This is a genomic window from Pseudoalteromonas tetraodonis (genome assembly GCF_002310835.1).
GTDB lineage: Bacteria > Pseudomonadota > Gammaproteobacteria > Enterobacterales > Alteromonadaceae > Pseudoalteromonas > Pseudoalteromonas tetraodonis.
This window is the reverse complement of sequence record NZ_CP011041.1, coordinates 1,255,026-1,277,759: the sequence shown is the minus strand read 5'-3', so window position 1 is coordinate 1,277,759 and position 22,734 is coordinate 1,255,026. Positions and strand designations below refer to the sequence as shown.

17 protein-coding genes are annotated in these 22,734 nt (G+C 40.1%); 7 read left to right on the top strand and 10 right to left on the bottom strand.

Annotation, left to right across the window (positions count from 1 at the left end; translation table 11 throughout):
• Positions 1-11 precede the first annotated feature (11 nt).
• The 3 genes from PTET_RS05980 to PTET_RS05970 all read right to left on the bottom strand — a co-directional run bounded on the left by PTET_RS05980 (position 12) and on the right by PTET_RS05970 (position 2,647).
• Positions 12-554, bottom strand: coding sequence for a methyltransferase (locus PTET_RS05980; protein ID WP_013464627.1), 543 nt, complete (start codon positions 552-554; stop codon positions 12-14).
• Between the two features lie 181 nt (positions 555-735).
• Positions 736-984, bottom strand: coding sequence for a hypothetical protein (locus PTET_RS05975; RefSeq protein WP_096038318.1), 249 nt, complete (start codon positions 982-984; stop codon positions 736-738).
• A gap of 169 nt (positions 985-1,153) precedes the next feature.
• Complete coding sequence (locus PTET_RS05970; protein WP_024601161.1) at positions 1,154-2,647, bottom strand: acetyl-CoA hydrolase/transferase family protein; 1,494 nt, start codon at positions 2,645-2,647, stop codon at positions 1,154-1,156.
• 388 nt (positions 2,648-3,035) lie between these two features.
• Here PTET_RS05970 and PTET_RS05965 point away from each other — a divergent pair, with 388 nt between their 5' ends.
• Complete coding sequence (locus PTET_RS05965; RefSeq protein ID WP_013464625.1) at positions 3,036-3,629, top strand: hypothetical protein; 594 nt, start codon at positions 3,036-3,038, stop codon at positions 3,627-3,629.
• A 58-nt stretch (positions 3,630-3,687) separates the two neighbouring features.
• On the opposite strand, the gene PTET_RS05960 is transcribed toward PTET_RS05965, so the two are convergent.
• A complete protein-coding gene (locus PTET_RS05960; RefSeq protein ID WP_013464624.1) occupies positions 3,688-4,239 on the bottom strand; it encodes a flavodoxin family protein in 552 nt (183 codons plus the stop codon).
• A gap of 90 nt (positions 4,240-4,329) precedes the next feature.
• On the bottom strand, positions 4,330-6,030 hold the full coding sequence (locus tag PTET_RS05955; protein WP_016899760.1) for a cyanophycinase: 1,701 nt from the start codon (positions 6,028-6,030) through the stop codon (positions 4,330-4,332).
• 349 nt (positions 6,031-6,379) lie between these two features.
• Here PTET_RS05955 and PTET_RS05950 point away from each other — a divergent pair, with 349 nt between their 5' ends.
• The 3 genes from PTET_RS05950 (at position 6,380) to iadA (ending at position 12,064) form a co-directional block, all read left to right on the top strand.
• Entirely contained in the window at positions 6,380-9,340 is a 2,961-nt protein-coding gene (locus tag PTET_RS05950; protein WP_013464622.1) for a TonB-dependent receptor domain-containing protein, read from the top strand.
• Positions 9,341-9,481: 141 nt separating this feature from the next.
• Positions 9,482-10,885, top strand: coding sequence for a putative basic amino acid antiporter YfcC (yfcC, locus tag PTET_RS05945; RefSeq protein ID WP_016899759.1), 1,404 nt, complete (start codon positions 9,482-9,484; stop codon positions 10,883-10,885).
• A 12-nt stretch (positions 10,886-10,897) separates the two neighbouring features.
• A complete protein-coding gene (iadA, locus tag PTET_RS05940) occupies positions 10,898-12,064 on the top strand; it encodes a beta-aspartyl-peptidase (protein ID WP_013464620.1) in 1,167 nt (388 codons plus the stop codon).
• 117 nt (positions 12,065-12,181) lie between these two features.
• On the opposite strand, the gene PTET_RS19100 is transcribed toward iadA, so the two are convergent.
• From PTET_RS19100 to PTET_RS05920, 4 genes are all read right to left on the bottom strand, one after another.
• Positions 12,182-14,455: an EAL domain-containing protein gene (locus tag PTET_RS19100; protein ID WP_016899758.1), complete on the bottom strand. Its 2,274-nt coding sequence runs from the start codon at positions 14,453-14,455 to the stop codon at positions 12,182-12,184.
• Positions 14,456-14,575: 120 nt separating this feature from the next.
• On the bottom strand, positions 14,576-14,881 hold the full coding sequence (locus PTET_RS05930; protein ID WP_013464618.1) for a DUF3240 family protein: 306 nt from the start codon (positions 14,879-14,881) through the stop codon (positions 14,576-14,578).
• Complete coding sequence (locus tag PTET_RS05925) at positions 14,874-17,948, bottom strand: efflux RND transporter permease subunit (protein WP_013464617.1); 3,075 nt, start codon at positions 17,946-17,948, stop codon at positions 14,874-14,876. The genes PTET_RS05930 and PTET_RS05925 overlap by 8 nt, the downstream gene beginning before the upstream one ends.
• Positions 17,949-19,025 (bottom strand): RND family efflux transporter, encoded by a 1,077-nt coding sequence (locus PTET_RS05920; RefSeq protein WP_013464616.1) that lies wholly within the window; start codon positions 19,023-19,025, stop codon positions 17,949-17,951.
• Between the two features lie 158 nt (positions 19,026-19,183).
• Here PTET_RS05920 and PTET_RS05915 point away from each other — a divergent pair, with 158 nt between their 5' ends.
• From PTET_RS05915 to PTET_RS05905, 3 genes are all read left to right on the top strand, one after another.
• Complete coding sequence (locus tag PTET_RS05915; RefSeq protein WP_013464615.1) at positions 19,184-19,711, top strand: helix-turn-helix transcriptional regulator; 528 nt, start codon at positions 19,184-19,186, stop codon at positions 19,709-19,711.
• Between the two features lie 122 nt (positions 19,712-19,833).
• Positions 19,834-20,748 carry a M14 family metallopeptidase gene (locus tag PTET_RS05910; protein WP_013464614.1) on the top strand — a complete coding sequence of 305 codons (915 nt, stop codon included), beginning with the start codon at positions 19,834-19,836 and terminating at the stop codon, positions 20,746-20,748.
• A gap of 51 nt (positions 20,749-20,799) precedes the next feature.
• Positions 20,800-21,207 carry a hypothetical protein gene (locus PTET_RS05905; protein ID WP_013464613.1) on the top strand — a complete coding sequence of 136 codons (408 nt, stop codon included), beginning with the start codon at positions 20,800-20,802 and terminating at the stop codon, positions 21,205-21,207.
• 44 nt (positions 21,208-21,251) lie between these two features.
• Here the strand turns inward: PTET_RS05905 and ccoG are convergent, their stop codons facing one another.
• The gene (gene ccoG, locus PTET_RS05900) at positions 21,252-22,634 is read right to left on the bottom strand and encodes a cytochrome c oxidase accessory protein CcoG (protein ID WP_016899754.1); all 1,383 of its coding nucleotides are present in this window, start codon (positions 22,632-22,634) and stop codon (positions 21,252-21,254) included.
• Positions 22,635-22,734: the final 100 nt, after the last annotated feature.

The following is a 22,734-nucleotide window of genomic DNA, read 5'->3' as shown; positions in this document are numbered from 1 at the left end:
ATAATACTCATCTATTTGGGTTGCCAGTGATACACATAAATCGGTGTTTGGTAAAAATCTTTAAGCTTGATAACGTTAGTTGGTTTGTATGATGGCAAAGCGAAGGTGTTACTCACAATAGTGATTTTATTATTAACTACGTCATGTTTTAACTTTTCTTCAAGCGCTACCATACCACCTGGAAACAAGTAACACACCAGAGTAGACACTGTACTAAAATCGGCATTTTTAAAGTCTTTACGATAGAGGGTAAGGTTATCTAAACCTAAACTATATTTAAAAAGCATTGAAATTAACCAGGGAAACCACGATAACTCATAGCCAATAACCTGTTTATTAGGATGCTTTTTGGCAACCGCTATAACGAGCGTTCCCCAACCTGAACCTAAATCAATTAATGCGCCTTTTTCATCCATGCTTATTGCATTAAGCATAGCTTGTCGCGCTTTGCTTGAGCTCATCATCGGTGAAATTCCCGTTTTTAGCGTGCTCCAAACAATAGATAAAGCGATTAGAAGAACTAAAAAGAAAAATGCGGTAGCAATAAAGTCCATACTAACTAACACCTAATAACGGTTGAATCATCATAATCTCACCTTATCGATTATTTGTTTCTATATAGTAAAACCATTACAAAGAGCACCGTTAGTATAAATTTATTTTATATTTAACAACTGTTTAAAATAAACCACAAAAAAAGCGCCATTTGGCGCTTTTTAGATTAGTAGCAAGGAATTAATGCTTACGCCCTACGCCGTTGCGCACCATGTCTTGGCCGCTTTGAAAAATCTCTTCGGTAATTTCGCGTGCTAATAAAAGTTGTTGCTTGTCATCAAACACCGCAACAAAACGGCTGCCGTCAGCATTGTTAGTTGCCATGCCCACGCCTGCTACGCCGGTTAAACCTAAGCCGCCGTTTTCAACTTGCAGTAAAAAGCTTTCAAGTTCAGCGAGGGTGTAGATTGCAGTTAGTTTGTTTTCCATTGTGGTTGCTCTATGTGTTGCTCGCCATAGCGAGTCTGTCAATAATATGCGGTTATTTTACAGCACATAGTAAAAACTTAAACCACCTTATAGGCAAAGTCATAACAACATTCTGTAAAGCAAAATTAAAAGTATTTGTAAAAACCCCGCAAATGCGGGGTTTTAAGTATTAGCTTTGCTTCATTGTGCCTTGTTGTTCAAGGCGGGTATGCCAGCTAAACGCTTCTTCTAAAAGGTGGGGCGTATGGCCGCCACGTACACAAGCACGCTCGTAGTAATCAAGCATAGCGTTGCGATAATCTGGGTGTACACAGTGTTTAATTACTTCAACAGCCCGTTCGCGTGGCGCTAATCCACGTAAATCAGCAAGGCCTTGCTCGGTCACTAAAATATCAACATCGTGCTCGGTATGATCGACGTGGCTTACCATAGGTACCACGCTTGAAATAGCGCCGCCTTTAGCAATTGATTTAGTTACAAACACCGATACATGCGCATTACGTGCAAAGTCGCCTGAACCACCAATACCGTTCATCATTTTAGTACCACACACATGAGTTGAGTTAACGTTGCCATATATATCAAACTCAAGTGCCGTGTTAATTGCAATAATACCTAAACGACGCACAATTTCAGGGTGATTCGACATTTCTTGTGGGCGAAGTACTAGCTTATCGCGGTACTTTTCAAGGTTATTAAATACTTGTGCGTTACAACGCTCTGATAAAATAATTGAACACCCAGAGGCAAAATTAAGTTTACCCGCATCAATTAAGTCAAAGGTAGAATCTTGTAGTACCTCTGAGTACATAGTGAGGTCTTTAAAATCTGAGTCTAATAAACCCATCATGACTGCATTGGCTATGTTACCAATACCCGCTTGTAATGGGCCTAAGTTTGCAGGCATGCGCTGTTGTGCTACTTCTTCTTTAAAAAAGTTAACTAAATGGCGTGCAATAGAGGCGGTATCGGCATCTGGGTCGGTTACTGTTGAAAATGAGTCACTTTGATTAGTAAATACAATACCCACAATTTTAGCCGGATCGATTGGAATAGCAGCACTACCGATACGGTCATCTACTTTCACTAGCGGCACTGGAGTGCGCGTTGGACGGTACGATGGAATGTATATGTCGTGCAGCCCTTCAAGCTCTGGCTGATGTAACATGTTAATTTCTACAATTACTTCTTTAGCAAAAATAGCAAAGCTTGCTGAGTTCCCCACTGACGTTGTAGGTACTATGTGGCCTTCTTCTGTAATAGCTACGGCTTCAATGACCGCTACATCTGGCATAGTTAACTGATGATTACGTAACTGTTCAACAGTTTCTGATAAATGCTGGTCAATAAACATGACCTCACCGTTGTTAATTGCTTTACGTAATGTGCTGTCTACCTGAAATGGCATACGACGCGCTAACGCACCTGATTCAGTAAGTAGCTTATCTAAGTCGTTACCTAATGACGCGCCCGTCATTAGGTTAATTTTCATTGGGTTTTCACGTACACGCTCGGCAAGTGCACGTGGTACAGCTTTCGCTTCACCAGCACGAGTAAAGCCACTCATGCCCACGGTCATGCCGTCTTTAATAAATAAACTGGCCTGCTCTGCAGACATCACTTTGTTGTGTAAGTCACTACGACGAATTCGTTCTAATTGCATTTGGAACCCCTTAAACCCCATTATTATTTGGGCGCTATTCTAAGTATTTCCTTATGCTTCGTAAGCTAGACCTAAGTCTCATTTACGCATAGTTGGTATAAAAACGTTGCAGAGCGCTTTAATTTTGTACACTTTATTACTTAACTTATTGCTGTTATTGGGGTTAGAATACCAAAAGATTTATTCAGTGATTTAACTAAACAAGCTTAAAAGAAAATATAATTAATTTAAATCAATTGCTTATAAATCCAGCCAGGAAAGCTGAGATTATAAATTGTATAAAAATAAAGCCGTACAGGCCAAATCTTACAAAATAATAAACTGGTCATTCATTGGGCAGTAACCTTGTAAGGAATAGAATCTACGATTTACGTATTAAGGAAAATACATGGATTTGTCTGACGAAGAAATTAACTTTTTATCTGGGTTGTTTGAACCTAGTCAAAGTACAGCATTAATTAATGAAACAAAACTAACAGTACAAACATCAATACCAGATGGTATTGCGCATTTACTTGGTCAGGCTAAATTAACCCTATTAGCAGAAGTAGCTCATTACCAACTGTGGTTTCCACTTCAATTTAAAACTGATGAATTAGGCCATTTCAGTACTGTGTTAGCAGCCCCAGAAGTGATTGATACTAAAGGCACTCAACGTAGCTGGCGATTAAGTGAATTAAATATTCAAAGCCAAGGTTTTTGCATTGAATCTATCTCAAGCACAGGAATATTTTTAAAACCCACATCAATAAACAGTGAACTTGATGAGTTACAAAATATGCAATTTATTTTACCCAATGAAGCGGCTATATCATTAGACATAGAACCCGTTAGGCACAGTGAGTGTGGCATAGCAGCTAAAATAAAGCATATTCACCATGGTAAAGAGCAACTGAGAGCGTATTTATTTGAAGTGCATAAACGTGAATATTCAAGCTTATATCAACTTGAGCATAAGCAAGAACTGGGGCTATCAAACTAAAAAGCCACACTAATTAAGTGTGGCTTTACGGATTAAATAAACTTAATTTAGGTCATTTTTACTTTAATCGTTTTGCTATTTCAGCAACGCGCTCACCGTATAAACGAGCCGTTTCTAAATCGCCTGATGGAATAGCCGTTTCGTCAGCATCAGTAGGTGATTGTACTAATACGCCAACCGAACCGCCTAAGTTATTGATGTCTTGACGGGTTGATTCCAATTTATTGGCGGGTGGTAACCCTAGGCTTACCCAAAGTCCACCATGCTGTGAAGCTAACGTTTGCATACTAATTAGGGTGACTTGTTTGTCGCCATTTAGGCTGCCGCTATTAGTAAAACCGCCAAACACTTTATCTTTCCAACCCATGGTAAACCACACTTTAGAGGTGGCATCGACAAACTTTTTAAACTGCCAAGGGTATGAGCCCATATAGGTAGGTGCACCAAAAATAATGGCGTCTGCATTGTTTAATGCATCCCAATCGGTGTCTTTAATATCACCATTTTCATCGATTGCAATAAGCTGAGCGTTTGCTCCATCAGCCACAAATTCCGCCACTTTTTTGGTATGGCCATATCCAGAAAAATAAATAACCGCTACTTTACTCATGAACCTTCCTTTTGTTGTGATTTAATAACACGCTTTAAGTATAGTATGGCCGCTTAATCTAAAATCAACTAAGCAGCGTGTTTAATTAAATTAAAAGGTACTCACTGAAATTTCTAAATTACTCACCGCACAGCCATACTGCTCAGCACTAATACGGTGATAAGCCGACTCAGGCTTAGTTGATAGACTAATAATAAACGCATCTTGCTGACCAACAGCTGTTTGTTCTTGGCTCAAGCACATGGCTTGCGTTAAAGAGCGCAATTTGGCATCCGTTAAAATATTGCCGAAACGCTGAACCGGCAAAGGCGGTATTTTAATTGCTGGCAATGCTTGGCTAATACTGCGCTGACTTAAGGTAAAATCATTATTTTTAATATCAATCACACTGCCAGCAGGCCAGTACGAGTAACTGTAGGTTTTAGTTTCAGCCTGAGCCTGCCCTGTTGATTTAACCATCACCACACCATTTTTACCAATTACGGTCATTAAATTCCCTGATTCAGATTTAATAACCACTAAGGCGGTGGTTTCGTCTACACCAAAACCAAATGCGGGTTGAGCTTGATTTGCACCAAAGCTGTCGAGCAAAGTGCCTAGTCTTAATGTACGGTTTCGCTCGCTAAAGTGTGTATCGAGTACACCGTAACTAAATGTGCCTAAACCCCCAAAGCGGTTGTAAGTTAAACTATCGCTGTTTGAGCGCTCACTGGGCGCATCAATGGCTTGCGCGCCTTCTTTCAATGCCGATAAACTTGTGCCATTAGTGATCATAACCACATTACCACCGTGCGCTTGCCCGCCACTTTGCACTGCGGTGCCTGCACTTGTACCTACAACAACAGGGCGAGACTGTAACGCTTTTGTCCATGGATATGGCTGATTATTTTCATCAAACAATACCTTGCGCGTTAAGCTTTGATCGCCGCCATTAAACATAACACCGGTACTATTTTTGATTAGCTGCACTAAAGCGCCTGTGCCGTTTTTACACAGCAAATATTCTGCTTGAGTGCGATCAGGGTAAATATGTTCACGTTGATATAGCCCCATTTCAGAGTGCCTAAGCGTGTTTAAATCATCACATTTATTGGTAGTTATTGCTTTAGCAAGCGCAGGAGTTAATGCAAGCCATTGTGAATTTATATTGGGAAAACGAAGTAATCCTTCGTAAAAATCAGCAGATTCATAAGGGTCTCTGCTTGAGGCGGTAATGGCTAGTATGCTCGGGTTAGTACTTTTTACTTTTAAACTGCCCGATATAAATTGCAAAATATCTGTCGCGGCGGATTCGCTATTAAGCGCGGTATTGACCTGCTCTTTTAGTCGCGTATTGTCGCCCTGCAGCTGCGCTACTTCAAGCATATCTATTACAAAATTGTATTCTTGATCCGTTAAACTATTGAGCTGTTTACTATCAATATCGCGCCATAACCATAACAGCTCTTTTTTTGACAATGTGGGTGATGATTTAGCCTGCATTGTTGCTAAATTTTTAATAGTTTTGTTTTTAGCTTGCGTATTTTTACTTGGCCATTGTTGCTTTATTTGACTAATTTTAGCGTGGGAGAGCGTAAATACATTATGTATTTTACCCGGAATTTGTGTGTTTTTTTCACAATTTTTAGGGCTTAAACTAGCACACGTTGTGAGTGCACCGCCGACTAATACTAACGTTTGTTCAGATTCTTTTGCGCTTAACTGCAGCGAAAAAGCAATAAAAAACGAAAAAAGAGCCGTTATTATGCGCGATTTAGCTAACCGTTTGTTTGGTAAATATATTCGTTCCATTATGTTATACTCATGTAAAAAATTATAAGAAATAACTTGCGAGAGCGTCTCTCACTTGCTATAAAAAAAAGGAACTTTAAAACGCGAGTAAGCTAGCACCCCTTTGCTGGCTTTGTCAAAAACCTTTTGGAATGAGAATTATGTTTAAAAAAGCACGTTTGCTTACAACATATTTCTACTCACCACACTATCTTTCGGAGTGGTTTGACGAGTAGCCCACCACCTCACTTTTTCACAGTGAGGGGCTTAGCGTGTCATTTCACCACTGCCCTGTCTAAAAATATAACAATTAAAAGCCACAGATCTGTTTGTATGTTTTTGTGCGCTTAAAAGACAAAAGGTATTTAAGATGTTTCGTCAACTAACAATTGCGGCCACAGTAAGCGCATTACTGAACCCGATCACTTTTGCACATGCACAAGAAACCAACACCGACACCAACATTGAACGAGTAGAAGTAACAGGATCTCGCTTAAAAGGCGTTGATCTTGAAGGAACTATCCCATTAACCGTACTAGACCAAGATGCAATCAAACGCTCTGGCGCTAATACCATTCATGAATTACTCAAAGATTTATCTGTTTTTAAGGGCGGAAGCGGCACATTTTCAACCTCTGAAAGTGGCGGTACGTCTACCTCAACACCAGCGGGTCAATCAGCTGCGAGCTTAAGAGGCATGGGGCCATCAGCAACGCTGACATTAATAAATGGGCGAAGAGTTGCACCTAGTTCATTTGCTGCAGGTACTGAAAACTTTGTAGATGTAAACTCTATTCCACTAGCCGCCATTGAGCGCATTGATATTTTAGCCACAGGCGCATCAGCCGTTTATGGTGCCGATGCTGTGGCAGGTGTTATTAACTATATTTTAAAAGATGATTTTGAAGGCGCTGAAATCAATACTTCGTTTGCCGATAGCTTTGATCAGCATGACGAAAGTAAAAAACAATTAAACTTAGTTTATGGTACAAAAATAGGCGAAAGTAATTTAACGGTATTTGCTGATATATATGACCGTAACGCTTTTAAAGCGACCGATCGTAATTACACGGCCTCTCCCTCTTTAGTGAATGGTTACTCCTATTTACCTAAGCTGGAGAACTCACCTAATATTTATTATTTCAGCAGCCGAGATGGTAACGAACTTCCATCACCAAACTGCAAAACCGAATTAGTTACTACTGAATTAGATGAACAAATTTGTGCTTACTACCCTAATCAAGATGATTACCTAGAAACGCCATTTGAAAGCATTTCAACCGGCTTTATGTTTAATAGTGAGCTTGGTGGTATGCAATGGCATACTGACTTTTTTTACAGTCAGACCAAGGCAAAAGCGTACTCATCGCCCTCACCTATTAACCAAATTAATGACGACGACGGCCCGTATGTTTTAGAAGACGCCTTATTTATTTACGATAATGCCGATGGTAGTAATGATTTATTAGATCAACTCTACATTGACCCATTTGATACCCAAAGTGGTCGAGAAGTGTATGGTTTTGCATTTGATGCGCGCTTTAATGCCCCAAGAACGGTGGAAGTAGAAACGAAAAACTTTCGCTTGGTAAGCAGTCTAAGTGGTGAAATTGGTGATTGGGGTTGGGAATCTGGGGTAACCTTTTCTCGCTCACGTTCAGAGCAAGAAGCGATTGCAGGAGTTTATAATCGTTACCAGTTCCATGGCGCTATCACCGGCGAGCTATGTTCAGACGGTACGCTGGCAAGTTATGACGGTACTGACTTAAACTGTGCATCGGGAGAACTGCTGCCTTTTTACAACCCTTTCCTTCAAGGCGACGCCGCTAATGATGCCGTTTTGGCAACAGCGCAAGCTCGCCCAACACGCAGCGGAGAAAGTACAGTTTACGGCTGGGATGCTAATTTTAATGGTGAGCTATTTACCTTTAACGACCTGCCTGCCTATGCCTCATTTGGGGTAGAAGCACGCCGTGAAGAGCTAAGCGACATTCCTTCGCTTGATTCACAAGCTCAAGCAGATAAAGACTATCTTGTTGATGTATTTGGCTTTGGCTCTAGTTTATCAGAAGCCGATCGCACTCAATATGCAGCGTTTGCTGAATTAAGTATTTCACTCACAGAGCAAATAGAGCTGCAAGCAGCAGGTCGATACGATCATTACGATGATTTTGGTGGCACCTTTAATCCTAAAATAGGTTTGAGCTATCGCCCAACTGATTCGTTAGTTGTTCGTGGTTCATGGTCAACCTCGTTTAGAGCACCATCATTAACACAGGCTGGCGTTAAATTAAGAACCACACAATCTACTTTTGACTGTGGTGCAAACCAAGCTGTAGCCGATTTATACTGTATGGGTGATGGCACCCAAGTGAGTGTTAATTCGTTAGAGTTAGGTAACCCAAATCTAAATGCAGAAGAATCTGAGGCTATTAGTGTTGGTTTTGCATGGAGTCCCTCGGCTAATACTAATTTAACCATTGATTATTGGCAGTTTGATCATGAAGAAGTAATCGATACCAACATGACCGCTGTGTTAGATCGCGCCATAACCGATGCATCACTTCGTCACTGTGGCATTGTACCACCGGGCGAGCAAGGCATATCGTACGATGAAGCATTATGTGATGTCACCGACAACAGTGGTTTAAACATAGAGCAAGACGGCGCTAATTTAACTGAGATTTTAGCTAACTATGTTGATGAAGATAACAAAGCTGGCGATAAAAACCCAGATAACTTTAATCCCCGTCCTGGTGAAGACTACTTACCCTTATTCCGCGACCATGTCATTCCGCTTGAAAACACTGGTACACAAACGTTAGCGGGTATTGATATTAAATTTGACCATCGCTTTGCGTTATCTGGCGGCGACTTAACCTTCGCTTTTGACGGTACTCACTACCTTGAATTTGAACGCAACAAACCGGGCTCAGACTCAATTGAAAAGCTAGTGGGTACATATCGTTATCCTGAAAATATTGCGCGTATGTCAATAGATTGGGAAGCGCAAAGTTACTACCTTAACTTAGGTGCAAACTACACCAGCAGCTACGAGGATGATATAGAAGGCCTGCGTAGCCGTGAAATTGATGAGCTAGATTCACTTGGCGTATTAGACTCAAAAGGTGAGCATCAGGTTGATGACTGGCTCGTTTGGGATTTATCAGCGGGTTACTATGTTAATAAATCGCTGACTTTGCGCGCGCGCATCAATAATATTTTTGATAAAGAGCCACCCACACTTTATGGTTCAAGCCGTGGCTTTGATTCAATCAACCATAATGCCCTAGGTGCTAATTACAAATTAAGTATTAGCTACCGTTTTTAACCGCTTAGCCGCAAAGCAAACGCTTTGCGGCATTCCTTTTATTACAGGTCATGGCTACAGTGACACTGCCTATTAAGTGCTAAAGTACGTTTAAGCGTTTATTTACGCATCAACACAATGACCTTTTATTAAAGTGAAATTATGAAACAAAAACAATTTTCTATGCCCGATGCAAGCATCATTTTGCTTTGTGTGGCTGTGATTGCCTATATGGCCACGGTATTTATTACCCCTGGGGTATTTAATGCAGAGCCTGACAGCCATACTGTGCAGCTTTCACAATATCAAGCCGTTAACGACCAACAATCACCACCTGTTTTTGCACAAGGTGGCGAGATTGGTTTAGCTAATGTATTGTTTGAAGGCCTCGTGTCGGGTGATAAATATGGTGCAGCGATTGGCGTAATGGCGTTTATTTTAATCACTGGCGGTGCCTTTGGCATTATTATGAAAACCGGTGCGATTAATAACGGTATTATGGCACTTATTAATAAGACCCAGCGGGTTGAATGGCTGTTTATTCCCTTACTGTTTTTACTATTTTCGTTAGGCGGCGCGGTATTTGGTATGGGCGAAGAGGCTATTGCCTTTTGTATTGTGCTGCTCCCTATTATGCAACAACTTGGCTACGACGCTAAAGTCACTGTACTTACAACTTATGTGGCCACGCAAATAGGCTTTGCCACCTCATGGATGAACCCTTTTAGCATTGCTATAGCGCAATCGATAGCTGAAATCCCAGTGTTTTCAGGTGCGGGCTTTCGTATGTTAGCATGGGCTTGTTTTACCCTTGTAGGCCTTGTGTTTACTATACGCTATGCAAAACGGATAAAAACACAACCCCAAAAAACGGGTGATCAGCCAACGATTAAACTTAGCCTAGCCGATGCACTCACATTATTAGTGTTTGTATTGGGCATAGCTTGGGTTGTATGGGGGGTGATGGCGCGCCAATATTATATTCCTGAGCTTGCTGCACAGTTTTTTTGCATTGGCCTTATCAGTGCAATAATTGCCATCGTGTTTAAAAAGCTAACCGCGAATGAGTGCGCGGATGCGTTTAAACACGGTGCACAAGAATTATTGCCAGCGGCGTTATTGGTCGCATTGGCTAAAGGCATTGTATTACTATTAGGGGGTAGTGATTTAACCACTCCCTCAACCCTCAACACCCTGCTTTATTACTGTGCAAACAGCATAGCCAGTGTGCCAGATTACATTGCAGCTTGGGGAATGCTGGTGTTTCAAAGTGTATTTAACTTTTTTGTTTCATCGGGTTCAGGGCAAGCTGCCATCACTATGCCACTGATGTCTCCACTTGGCGATTTGCTCAATGTATCAAGGCAAATTGTGGTATTGGCCTTTCAATTAGGCGATGGATTAACCAACATTTTAATTCCCACCTCAGCTAGTTTAATTGGTTGTTTAGGGGTAGTGAAATTAGATTGGGGAGAATGGGCTGCGTTTATTTGGCGCTTTGCCCTAGCACTTTTTGTATTAGCAAGCGGCTTTATATTTCTTGCTTACTTTATTAATTATCAATAAAAAGAATTTGTTATGTTAACTTTAATTCAAGGTGCAACCGTTTATGCACCTACCTTCCTAGGCACACAAGATGTTTTAATTGGCGGTGGTAAAATCATTGCTATTGACGAAAATATAACCCTCGACAGCAGTGTACTCGTCAAACGGATTGCCGGTAAAAATAAGCTGGTTGCGCCGGGGTTTGTTGATTCTTTAGTGCATATTACCGGTGGCGGTGGCGAGGCTGGATTTGCCAGCCGCACCCCTGAAATGAACCTAACAGATGCAACCTTATCGGGCACCACCACGGTGGTGGCCGCACTGGGTACCGATTCAAGCTCACGTACACTGACCAACTTGGTTGCCAAAGCAAAAGGCCTAAAAGAGCAAGGGCTGAATGTATTTTGCCATACCGGTTCGTATCATTTACCCGCGAAAACACTCACCCACTCAATTACTGACGACATCATGTATATAGAGGAGTTTATAGGTGTTGGCGAAGTGGCGATTTCTGATCATCGTAGTAGCCAACCTACGGTACAGCAATTAGCAGAATTGGCAGCAGAGGCCAAAGTAGCCGGTATGCTCAGTGGTAAAAAAGGCACTGTGAGTATTCATGTTGGCCCTGTTGATAGCCATTTAACTATTTTACATCAGGTGGCTGAGCAAAGTGATATTAAGCTTAAACAGTTTTATCCTACGCATATGAACCGCAATAAAGCACTTCTTGATGCCGGTATTCACTTTTGTGATCAGGGCGGTACTATCGACTTTACCACCAGCACAACCGACTATGATTTAGCCCATGGTGAATATGCAGCAGCCCATGCCCTTGCCTACTGCTTAGAACAAGGCGTAGCACCAAATCAACTCACTATGAGCTCAGATGGCCATGCCAGTTTACCTATTTTTGATAAAGACTTTAATTTATTAGGGCTTGAGGTGGGCAAAGAGGCATCTTTATTAACCTCGTTTCAGCAAGCAGTCAAAGAATATAACGTCCCTATTGAGCACGCTTTAATGAGCATAACCAGTAATCCTGCCGATATTTTAGGAGTTGATAAAGGCCGTCTTAAAGCAGCGAGCGACGCGGATGTTGTCCTTCTCGATAAAGAGACCCTAACCCCTGAGTATGTATGGGCTAACGGCACATTAATGGTGCAAAACACCCATGCAGTTATAAAAGGAGTGTTTGAATAAGCTAGTACAGCTAAAATGCTGCTGAGATATTTCAGCAGCATTTAACACCAAAGAGTTTTTTACCCTAGTTTAAACAAATATCAATCCAACAAGGTCACTAGAACCTAGTTGTTAAATTCAGCTACTTTTCGCCGTAGCTAAGTTTTTTGTCGTAAAAAGCAGACCATTTTGATTTATATATTCAGCATAAACCTGAGCACTCATAGGTTTAGAAAAGTAATAGCCTTGAAACTCTTTACATCCCATTTCGGACATTATTAGGACCTGTTCTTCGGTTTCTACTCCCTCGGCTACACACTTAATATTAAGTTCATCACACATCACATGCACGGCTTTAACTAAGCTTTTTTGGCGTGTAGAGCTTGTAACCTTACTTATTAAAGAGCGATCCAATTTAAGTTTATCAATGGGATAATCAGCAAGTCGTGCAATATTCGAGTATCCAACACCAAAATCATCCACTGTAATAGTGAACCCCCAATCTTGCAGAGTTTGCATAAGTTTTAGAGAGTGAACTTGGTTAGCCTCAAGTGACGTTTCAGTAAGCTCTAATTCTATTTGATTCGGTTTTACATTAAAATCCGCCAAATATTTTACCAACTTTGACATAAAATCAGCTTGGCTAAAATCGAGTAAAGATATGTTTATTGCTACGGGTAAAAGTGGCAAACCAACTTTACTCCATTGGGCAATTTGAGCGCAGACTTTTTGAATAATTAAGTCCGTTAATCGGCTAATCATTCTATACTCTTCTGCAATAGGAATAAATACAGCGGGCGATACACTGCCAAGTACAGAGCTATGCCAACGAGCTAATGCTTCAAGCCCTATACATTCACCTTTTGCATTCACTTTAGGTTGATAATGTACTGACAGATCATTTTGTTGCAAAGCTTCATCAAGTAACATGGAAATTTCATACTTTTCCATAAAGGCCTGTGATTGTTTTTGATTGTAACCATTAAATGGCGAGTTATAGTCTGCGAGTTTGAGCGCCTCACACGCATTACTAAGAACAATCGCACTATTTTCACCATGCTCAGGACACTTAGCAAAACCAAATAAAAATGATTGTTGGTAATTAGTACCAAACACATCATAAGCTTGATCTAAGGTGCTTTTAATTTGTATTAATAACTTGTTTTGCTGTTCACTTGAGCTTGAACCAATAATAAAGCCAAGTTTGCCACCTTCTATAGACGCACAAAGCAAAGGCCCCTCTGACATTGCTTTTAAGCGCTTATAAGCAGTAATTAGCAATGATTGCGAGTCAGCTTTGTTAAGTTTTAAATTTAAATATTCACTATTTGCGCTTTGTGTAACGACAATATAAAACCCTTTTTGGTATTTAGACGTTAACCTATCGCATTGCATTTCAAACCACTCTCGATTAGGCAATTTCGTTTGCGAGTCTCTAAACCTTAGACGTTTGTTCTCTTGCTCCATCATAGACAAGTTTTGTTTAATTAACTGCTCTTGCGTGCAATCATAAAAGTCATACACTCGATAATTTGTACTCATTGCTATTTGCTGATAATTACTCTTATAGTAGCGACTCTTATATTCTATGATTTGATTTTTTATATTTAACTCTTTGCTATTAAGTGCAGGGAATAACCCATCAATTCTGACAGCCTTTTCTTTCAAGCTGTTTTTTAATCCAAACATTTCAATAGCATGTTGATTTAAATCTGTAATTACTAAATTTTCGTCGACAATAATTTTAGCTTTATTAGATTCAGTAAATAAGGTGCGATAAAGCTCGTTTTTATCTTTAAGGAAGCTATTAGCATTTAACATGGTTTTGTTTAAACGTTTGGCAGCAACAATTGTTCGCGCAGTGGCAAGTGGGATACAAATATTAAAAAATAAAAATATTAGGCCTGTAATATATAAGTCAGCTTCTGGTAATTGGCTTGCTATTCCTGAATAGCCGGATAAATCAACATTATTAATAATCATGTAAAAAGGTATGATGTTTAAAATACCGTAGGCCAAAGCCGTTCTGTAACCGAGTAGCATAAGAGCAATGATGGGACATGAATACATAAACATAGAACCCACCTTGGCAAGCTCTAAGTCAGTTAAAAATAAATTCATTGATAAACTACCGGCAACGATAGTTAATAGAAGTGCATTTGCACTAAATGTGTAAAATCGCTTACTTGCTAATAAAAGACTAAAAGCAATAGTGAAAAAACTAATAGTAATAACTGCAATATAAATTAGGTTAAATTCAATTGCGCGGGTGTATGTATAACAAACGACCAAAAAACAGAGCAAAGTAACGAGCGTTAAAATTATCCGTAGTGCACTCACCCGCCAGTGTGCGACTTCATCATGGGCAGTATGATGATCGTTAAGTAAGAAGTACTTATTGAGAAAGTGCATAATAAAAATCAGTTAAGACATATCGCCTCATTAAACATTGATAAGTTGTTAAGATCAATTAAATAAGCTCAAATATCAATCCAATTGAAGTAGCTTATAAAATAAACCTAATACAAAAAGCTAAACAATATGCCCGCTTTCAACTATAGGCGTAACCCAATATTTTAACGGCGTGTACTTACAAACAGGGCTTAACGCCGTTTTTACTATGGCAAGTTCAGGTAATAATATATGCACCTCAAACTGATAAAAGCTGCGATGCCCTTCTACTTGCTCGGCAATGTCAAATTCACTGTGCTCTTTACTGTAGCCTTCAATGTTTTTTAAGTTAAAGCCGGTAATGCAGTCTATGCCAATTAATATATCAACCACGTCATCTTTTATGTTTGTGGGTACATTTAGGGTAAAAAGTAACTGTTCAGCCATGTTTTTTCTCCAACCAACCATAAAAGATAGGTAATAAATAAAGTGTTGTAATTGTTGAGGTAATTAACCCGCCAATAACCACAATCGCCAATGGCTTTTGAATCTCAGCGCCGGGGCCGGTGGCAAATACCAGTGGCAGTAAACCAAACATGGCGGTTGTGGCTGTCATTAACACTGGGCGAAGGCGTCTGCTTGCGCCATCTAAAATGCGCTGCGTTACATTGGCAGAAAACATTTTTATTTGCTCAAAGTAGCTGATCATCACAATACCATTGAGTACCGCTACGCCAAGTAAAGCAACAAAACCAACCGATGCAGGCACCGAGAGGTATTCATTACTAATAAATAGGGCAATCACTCCCCCCATTAATGCAAACGGAATATTAGCAATTATCAGCGTTGATTTAGATAAGGATTTAAACGTGGTAAATAAAATAATGAAAATCAGTATTAATGCCACAGGAATAAGCACCAGCAAGTTTTGTGTTGCACGTTGCTGGCTTTCAAATTCGCCACCAAACGACAAGGTAAAACCACTGGGTAACTTTATGCTGCTATTAATTTTAGCTTCCAGTTCATTTACATAACTAACCACATCGCGGTTATCCACATTAACGCTTACAGAAGCAAAGCGCTTTGCTTTTTCTCGCTCTATTAACAATGGCCCCGTTTTAAAGCTAATATTAGCCACCTCTTCAAGTGGTAGTAGGCTGTTGTCGGGCATTAAAATTAACTTTTGTTTTAATGCGCTCATTGACGATAACTCAAAGTGTGCTGCGCTTTCGCCTTTTTGTGCATTAAACACAATAGGGATCACGCGGTTTCCTTCTTGCAGTGCCGATACCTGTAGGCCTTCTAATTGCGACTTTAAATAATCGCTTAATCCTTCGGTGGTTAAACCAAACTGACTGGCAACCTCAGGAATAAGTTTAATATTTACGTATTTACCCCCTTCAATAAGCGCCATTTGCACATCACTTGCGCCGTCAATATTAGTGGCAAGTGCCGTGATTTTTTCAGCTAATGAGGCAAGTGTCGCAATGTCATTACCGAATACTTTAATCGAAATATCACCGGTGCCACCGGTGAGCATTTCTGATACCCGCATTTGTATTGGCTGAGTAAAGCCAATATTTACCCCTGGAAATTGCGTAAGTGTTTGTCGAATATCCTCGATTAGCCGCGCTTTGGAGTCAAAACGCCACGTATCTTTTGGCGCTAATTCCATAAACACATCGGTTTCGTTTAACCCCATAGGATCAAGCCCGAGTTCATCGGAGCCGGTACGGGCAACAATTTGTACGATTTCTGGGGTGTTTTTTAGCAGTGTGGCTTCAATTTGTTTATCGATATCCAGCGAGGCTTGCAAGGAAATACTCGGCGATTTTTCCAGTTGCACAATAATGTCGCCTTCATCTAAAACGGGCATAAAGCTTTTACCAAGCCCCTGAAATAACACCCCACTGAGCACTAAAACAGCTACCGATATAACACTAATAGCCACCGGCTTTTTAATTGCTTGGGCAAGTGTTTTAGTATAAAAACCTTGTAATAGCGTGACCATTTTAGGCTGGGTTACGGGTTCATTTTTTAATAACAATGAGGCTAAAATTGGAATAACCGTTAACGACAACAACAGCGCACTTAGCATGGCAAACACGATAGTGAGCGCCACTGGGGTAAATAACTTGCCCTCTAACCCTGTTAACATTAATAGCGGTGAAAACACGATAATAATAATAATTGTGCCTGAGAACACTGGCGCCGCGACTTCTTTACAGGCGCGATAAATAACATGCAGCCGAGGGAGGTGCTGATTATTAGCCAACCGATTCACTATGTTTTCAACAATAACTACCGATGAGTCCACCAGCATACCAATGGCAATCACTAAGCCGCCTAAACTCATTAAATTAGCCGATAAATCAAACTGCTTCATCATTATAAACGTCAGCAATGCCGACATAGGTAAAGACAAAGACACCACCAATGAAGAGCGAATATCACCTAAAAACAAGGCAAGTAGCACTATCACTAAAATAATCGCTTGGCCTAATGCGCTGGTAATGGTGCTAATTGCGGTATTTATTAAGTTAGAACGGTCGTAAAACACATTAATTTTTGTGCCTTGCGGTAATGACGCTTCAATGGTGCGAAGTTTATCTTTTACATCTGCAACAACTTGCGCTGTATTACTATTTTTAAGCGCAATTATAAGCCCTTGTACCGCCTCTTCACTGTTTTTAGTGACTGCGCCATAACGGGTTAAACTGCCAACGTGTACCGTGGCAATATCACTTAACCGAATAACCTTATTTTGAGTGGACTTAATCACGGTATTTTCAATGGCGGTTATATCGGTGTATTTGCCCTCAGTGCGCAAAATTAAGGTGTCGTTGCCTTTTTCTAAGCGCCCTATGCCACCGTTTTGATTCGTTTGCGTGATTGCTAACTTCATTTCATCAAAGCTGACTTGATGCTGTTGCATCAATAAAGTATTGGGAAGTATTTCATAGGTTTTTGAAAAGCCGCCAAGGCTATTTACATCAGCAACGCCGGTTACAGTGCGCAGTAATGGACGAATTTGCCAATCTAAAAGCTCTCTTTTTTCAATCAGCGATAAGTGAGTACTTTCTATGGTAAACATGAACACCTCGCTCAAAGGCGTGCTCATTGGCGCCATGCCGCCACTAATATTACTGGGCAAGGTGGGCAAAATATTTAATAAACGCTCATTAACTTGCTGACGGGCCCAATAAATGTCGGTGCCCTCTTCAAAGTCAATGGTAATATCGGTAATAGAATACTTAGTGGTAGAGCGCAGCATTTGCTGTGACGGAATACCCAGTAATTCGGTTTCAATCACCCGTGTTACTTGCGATTCTATTTCAAGGGCGTTCATGCCGGGTAATTTGTAAACTATTTTAACTTGAGTAGGTGATATTTCTGGAAAAGCATCCACTGGAATACTTAACCAAGATTTAGCACCAATGGCCATAGCAACAATAACAAAAATACTAACAAACAAACGCTGAGTAAGTGAAAACTTAATAAGCTGGTTTAACATTTACTCTCTCCCTAAGTGAAGCAACATACCTTGTAGCGCACTTACCGAGCTTATTAGTACCTGCTGATCATCTAGGTTTTTATTGGCAGTAAATACATAGTCTTTGCCTTGTGTACCCTTGAGCTCAATCGGCAGTAACTCAAGGTTATCGCCAGACTTTAAAGCAATGTAATTAACATCTTCAAATTCAAACACCGCTGACTTTGCTATTTTAAAGCCCGTTAATTTATTTACCGGTGTGACTTTGATAGTTTGCCCCAGTCTAAGCTGGCACTCATTTGAGCTTGGCGACGCCCACACTATTTGATGGTATTTATCTGCAATACTGTCATAGCTCTCAATATTTAAGCTGCAACTTTGTGACAGCTTGAAATGCGCTAACGTGTTGGTAAAACTAAGAGGGACTTTAATCTTAACGCGAATACTACTTGCATCGATAATATCAAACGCGGTGTCACCCATCACACGGTTTCCCGACTCATTAGTGAGTTTTAAAATGCCCGTTTTTGGACTCACTAAGGTCACATTTTCATTATCATCAATGTTTAAAAATGCCATTTGATGTTGCATATGTTCAAAATTTAGCTTGGCTTCAAAATAGCTTTTTGTGATTTCAACCCATTCAGAACTTCTTATTATTTTGTTTTTTAAGTGTTGTTGGTTTATGTCGTAATGGCTTTTAGCAATAGAAAGCATGTCTTTTGCTGATTGATAGGCATCTAAAAAATGGTGTACATCACTGCCCTCAACGCTTGCAATAGTAGCGCCCTTTTCAACCATGCTGCCGTTAGGGTATAAGTAACGAACCTGCTGTACATCAAACGCAAACAGCACCGTATAATTGACCCCAGGTTTGAAATTAACTTCACCAATTAAACTTTGCCCGTTAATAAACTCTGTTTTTTGAATCGGCGCAAATTCAACATCAAAACCACTGAGTGACGAAAGCCCTACAGGTGCTAAATTTTGCGAAGCAAACACAGGATTAAATGTTAATAAAATCACCGTAAAGAAGAAAAATAACGTATATTGAATACGCAAAAAATGACGCGTTTTTTTTGTAAAATTTAACTGCATTTGGTTTGTTCGCATGTGATTAATTTTATAGAATAACCATGCCTTTTTTGTGGGGTTATCGCATCAGGCATACGCCTTAATATGCTTATAAACCCTGATTTTGGCAGTACAGTACATATGTCCATTGCAAATTTAACCTACTGATATTAGAGAACTTAATGAGAGATAAAATAATCGCAGCAACGCTATTGGTGATCATGGTGTTAAATTTTTTTGACGTGATCATGGATTTAAAATTAGGGGTGCCGCAGTGGCATATTTTTACTGAGAGCTTAATTGTGATTATTTCTGCCTTGGGTGCTCTGTATTTAATTAAAGATATTAACGCGCGAACTAAAAAAATTATTAACCTTAAGCGCGAATTACACAGTTCTGTGACTCAGTTAAACAACATATCGCAGGAAATGAAAGACGCGCGTCATCAATACAGTGGTGTTATACAAACGCAGTTTTCTCAGTGGACACTCACTCGTAGCGAGCAAGAAGTCGCGATGTTATTACTTAAAGGCTTAAGCTTTAAAGAAATAAGCGCACTAAGAAACACAAAAGAAAAAACCGTTCGCCAACAAGCATCAGACATCTATAGTAAAGCCGATGTAGAGGGCAGACATGAGTTTGCCGCATGGTTTTTAGAAGACTTTATGCAACAAAGGCACTATCCGCATTCAAGCTCAGCCATTAACTAATGCAGTGACTATCGCATATACTTGCGCGCTATTTTAGTCAGCGTTAAGCTAACGCTTTATTTTCGTCATTATGGTCTATGTGCTCTATAGCCCGCAGAGATAATTCAACGTAAAGGTTTAATATGAATAACAGTACCTACCCTATTGGCAACCCTGGTGAAAAGTGGAATAACAATCATAAACTCCAATGGCTTGAAGCCCAGAAAATTAAACGTAGTTATAACGATGAAGTATTAACGCTAATTAATGAGCTAAAAGATACGCTTGTTGTAGATCAATATGGTGAACTTAATTATGCTCAAAACAGTTACCCTTTGTTTGCATTAAAAACCCAACACTTTGATAAAAATAAACACACAGTGCTAATCACTGGCGGCGTACATGGCTACGAAACCAGCGGAGTACACGGTGCGTTAAGGTTTGCAAAAACATTGGCAACTCAATACGCAGAGAAATTTAATCTGGTGATTACTCCCTGCATTAGCCCATGGGGTTATGAAACAATAAACCGCTGGAACCCAGAGGCAATTGATCCAAACCGTTCTTTTTATGAAGGCAGCCCAGCGCAAGAATCTGCATTGGTAATGAATTATGTGCAATCTTTAAATACTGATTTAATCGCGCATATCGATTTGCATGAAACCACTGATTCAGATAACAGTGAATTTCGCCCTGCACTTGCAGCGCGCGAAGGTAAAATAAATACTAATTGGAATATACCAGACGGTTTTTATTTAGTCGCTGACAGCAACAAACCAGAGCCTGCTTTTCAAAAAGCTATTATTGAATGTGTTGAAAAGGTCACACACATCGCTCCAAGCGATGAAAATAAACAATTAATTGGTGTACCTCAAGAACAATTTGGGGTAGTAAACTATGCAGCAAAAGAGTTAGGTTTATGCATGGGGTTATCTGATGCAACCTACGTTACAACCACTGAAGTTTACCCAGATAGTGCAACGGCCAACCCTGAAGAGTGCATATTAGCGCAAGTTGCGGCAATTTCGGGTGCGTTGGACTACATTATTAATAAGTAATAGTTATGGTATTCATCAGCACATAGTAAGGTGCAGACAAAGGAGCGGCTATTGGAATTTAAAAATAATTACGGCAGTTACAGTTTTTATGTTGAGGGAAATATTGTTATTGCCCAATTTAAAGGCAACTTAAACCCTGAGTTATTAAATCACTTTAAAGCCGCTCTGTTAGACACCATTACAACGTTTAAACATCAACCTTGGGGCTATATTAGCCATTCGCCCGACGTTGTGGCCGCCACCCCTGACGCTGAAAAAAATATGATCGATGTTAGCCAAACAATGGGGATAAATAATTGCATAATGAGTGCCTTTATACTCACCTCTCCCATTGCCATAAGGCAACTACAACGTATTATGCACAGCTCAGGTCGTGACGCTTATTTACAAGAATGCTTGTTTGATGACTTGCCAAGCGCTAAGGCATTTATAAAAAGTCAGCTTACCTCAGCCGAGTAAATCAATTACACGACCGAGGTATAGTCAACGAAAAACCAAATGGGCTAGTTTTTATAAAACTGACTCTCTTTAGTAATTGAAATACTATTGTCCTCTTGTGCGGTGATTTTAAACTTCAGCTTACTCACCTTCGTGGGTATATCATATCCATCGGCAGTAACCGTTACAGGAACACTTTTCATCAACCCTGGCTCTACCAACACGGCGTTAGGACTTTGCAAGCTCGCACCTTCTAACCCACTAATTGAAATAGAATAATGCAAAGGTTGCTGCGTTTTGTTAATGATGGTGAGTGTATAAGGGTTTTCGACTAACCCTTCATAATTTACCCGATACAGTGCGTTTCTGTCTCTAAGCACAGAGGCTTCGATAGGCGTACGTTGTAGCATCCAAGCAAACATAGAAATAATTAACAGCGCAGTTAAAGCGCCATAGCCCACTAACTTGAGCCTAAATGGATTAGTTTTTTGCCCCGCCATTTGCTTTTCACTGGCGTATTTAATTAAGCCTTTTTCGTAGCCAAACTTATCCATGGTATCGTCACAGGCATCAATACATAAGCCACAGTTAATACATTCATATTGCAGTCCATTGCGAATATCAATCCCAGCAGGACATACTTCAACACATAAGTTACAGTCTACACAGTCACCTAAATTAAGCGCATTAGGATCGGCTTTACGTTTACGTGGACCGCGGTTTTCACCTCGTTCGCTATCATAGGTTACCACCAGCGTGTCTTTATCAAACATCACTGATTGAAAGCGCGAATACGGACACGCCACTGTGCACATTTTTTCTCGTAAGAAACCTGCGTTGCCATAGGTACAAAACGCAAATAAAAACACCCAAAAACTGGTAATTCCAGACCATTCAAAATTAACCATTTCTAGGTATAAGGTTTTAGCTGGAATAAAATACGCTAAAAAAGAAGTGGCAGTTAAGAGTGAAATAACCAGCCATGCACTGTGCTTAGTAATTTTTTTACGCCACTTGGTAATATCCCATGGGCTTTTATCAAGCTTAATACGCTGGTTACGCGTTCCCTCAATACGTTGCTCCACCCAAGAGAACATCAACATCCAAATTGTTTGCGGGCAAGTATAGCCGCACCACACACGGCCAAGCCAATTGGTCACAAAAAATAACGCAAACGCCCCCACCATAAATAGCATGGCGAGAATCATAAAGTCTTGAGGTAGTAAGGTTAGGCCAAAAATAGTAAACTTTTGGGTGGCAACATCCAATAAAACCGCTTGCTGACCGTTATATTGAATCCAAGGAATGGCGATAAAGCTGAGCATTAGCAGCCAACCTAAATTACGGCGTATACGCTGAAAAAACCCTTTTTGCTCGCGTATATAAATTGGCCCTTCTTCTTTGTAGGGCTTAATGATCATGTCTTCTTCTTTAATATCAAACTTCATGTTACTTACTTAATAGTGACGGGTATTAAGTACGATTTTGCAACTTTCAGACCACAGTGAAAGTTAATTTAACTTATTGATATTAATTAATTTTACATAT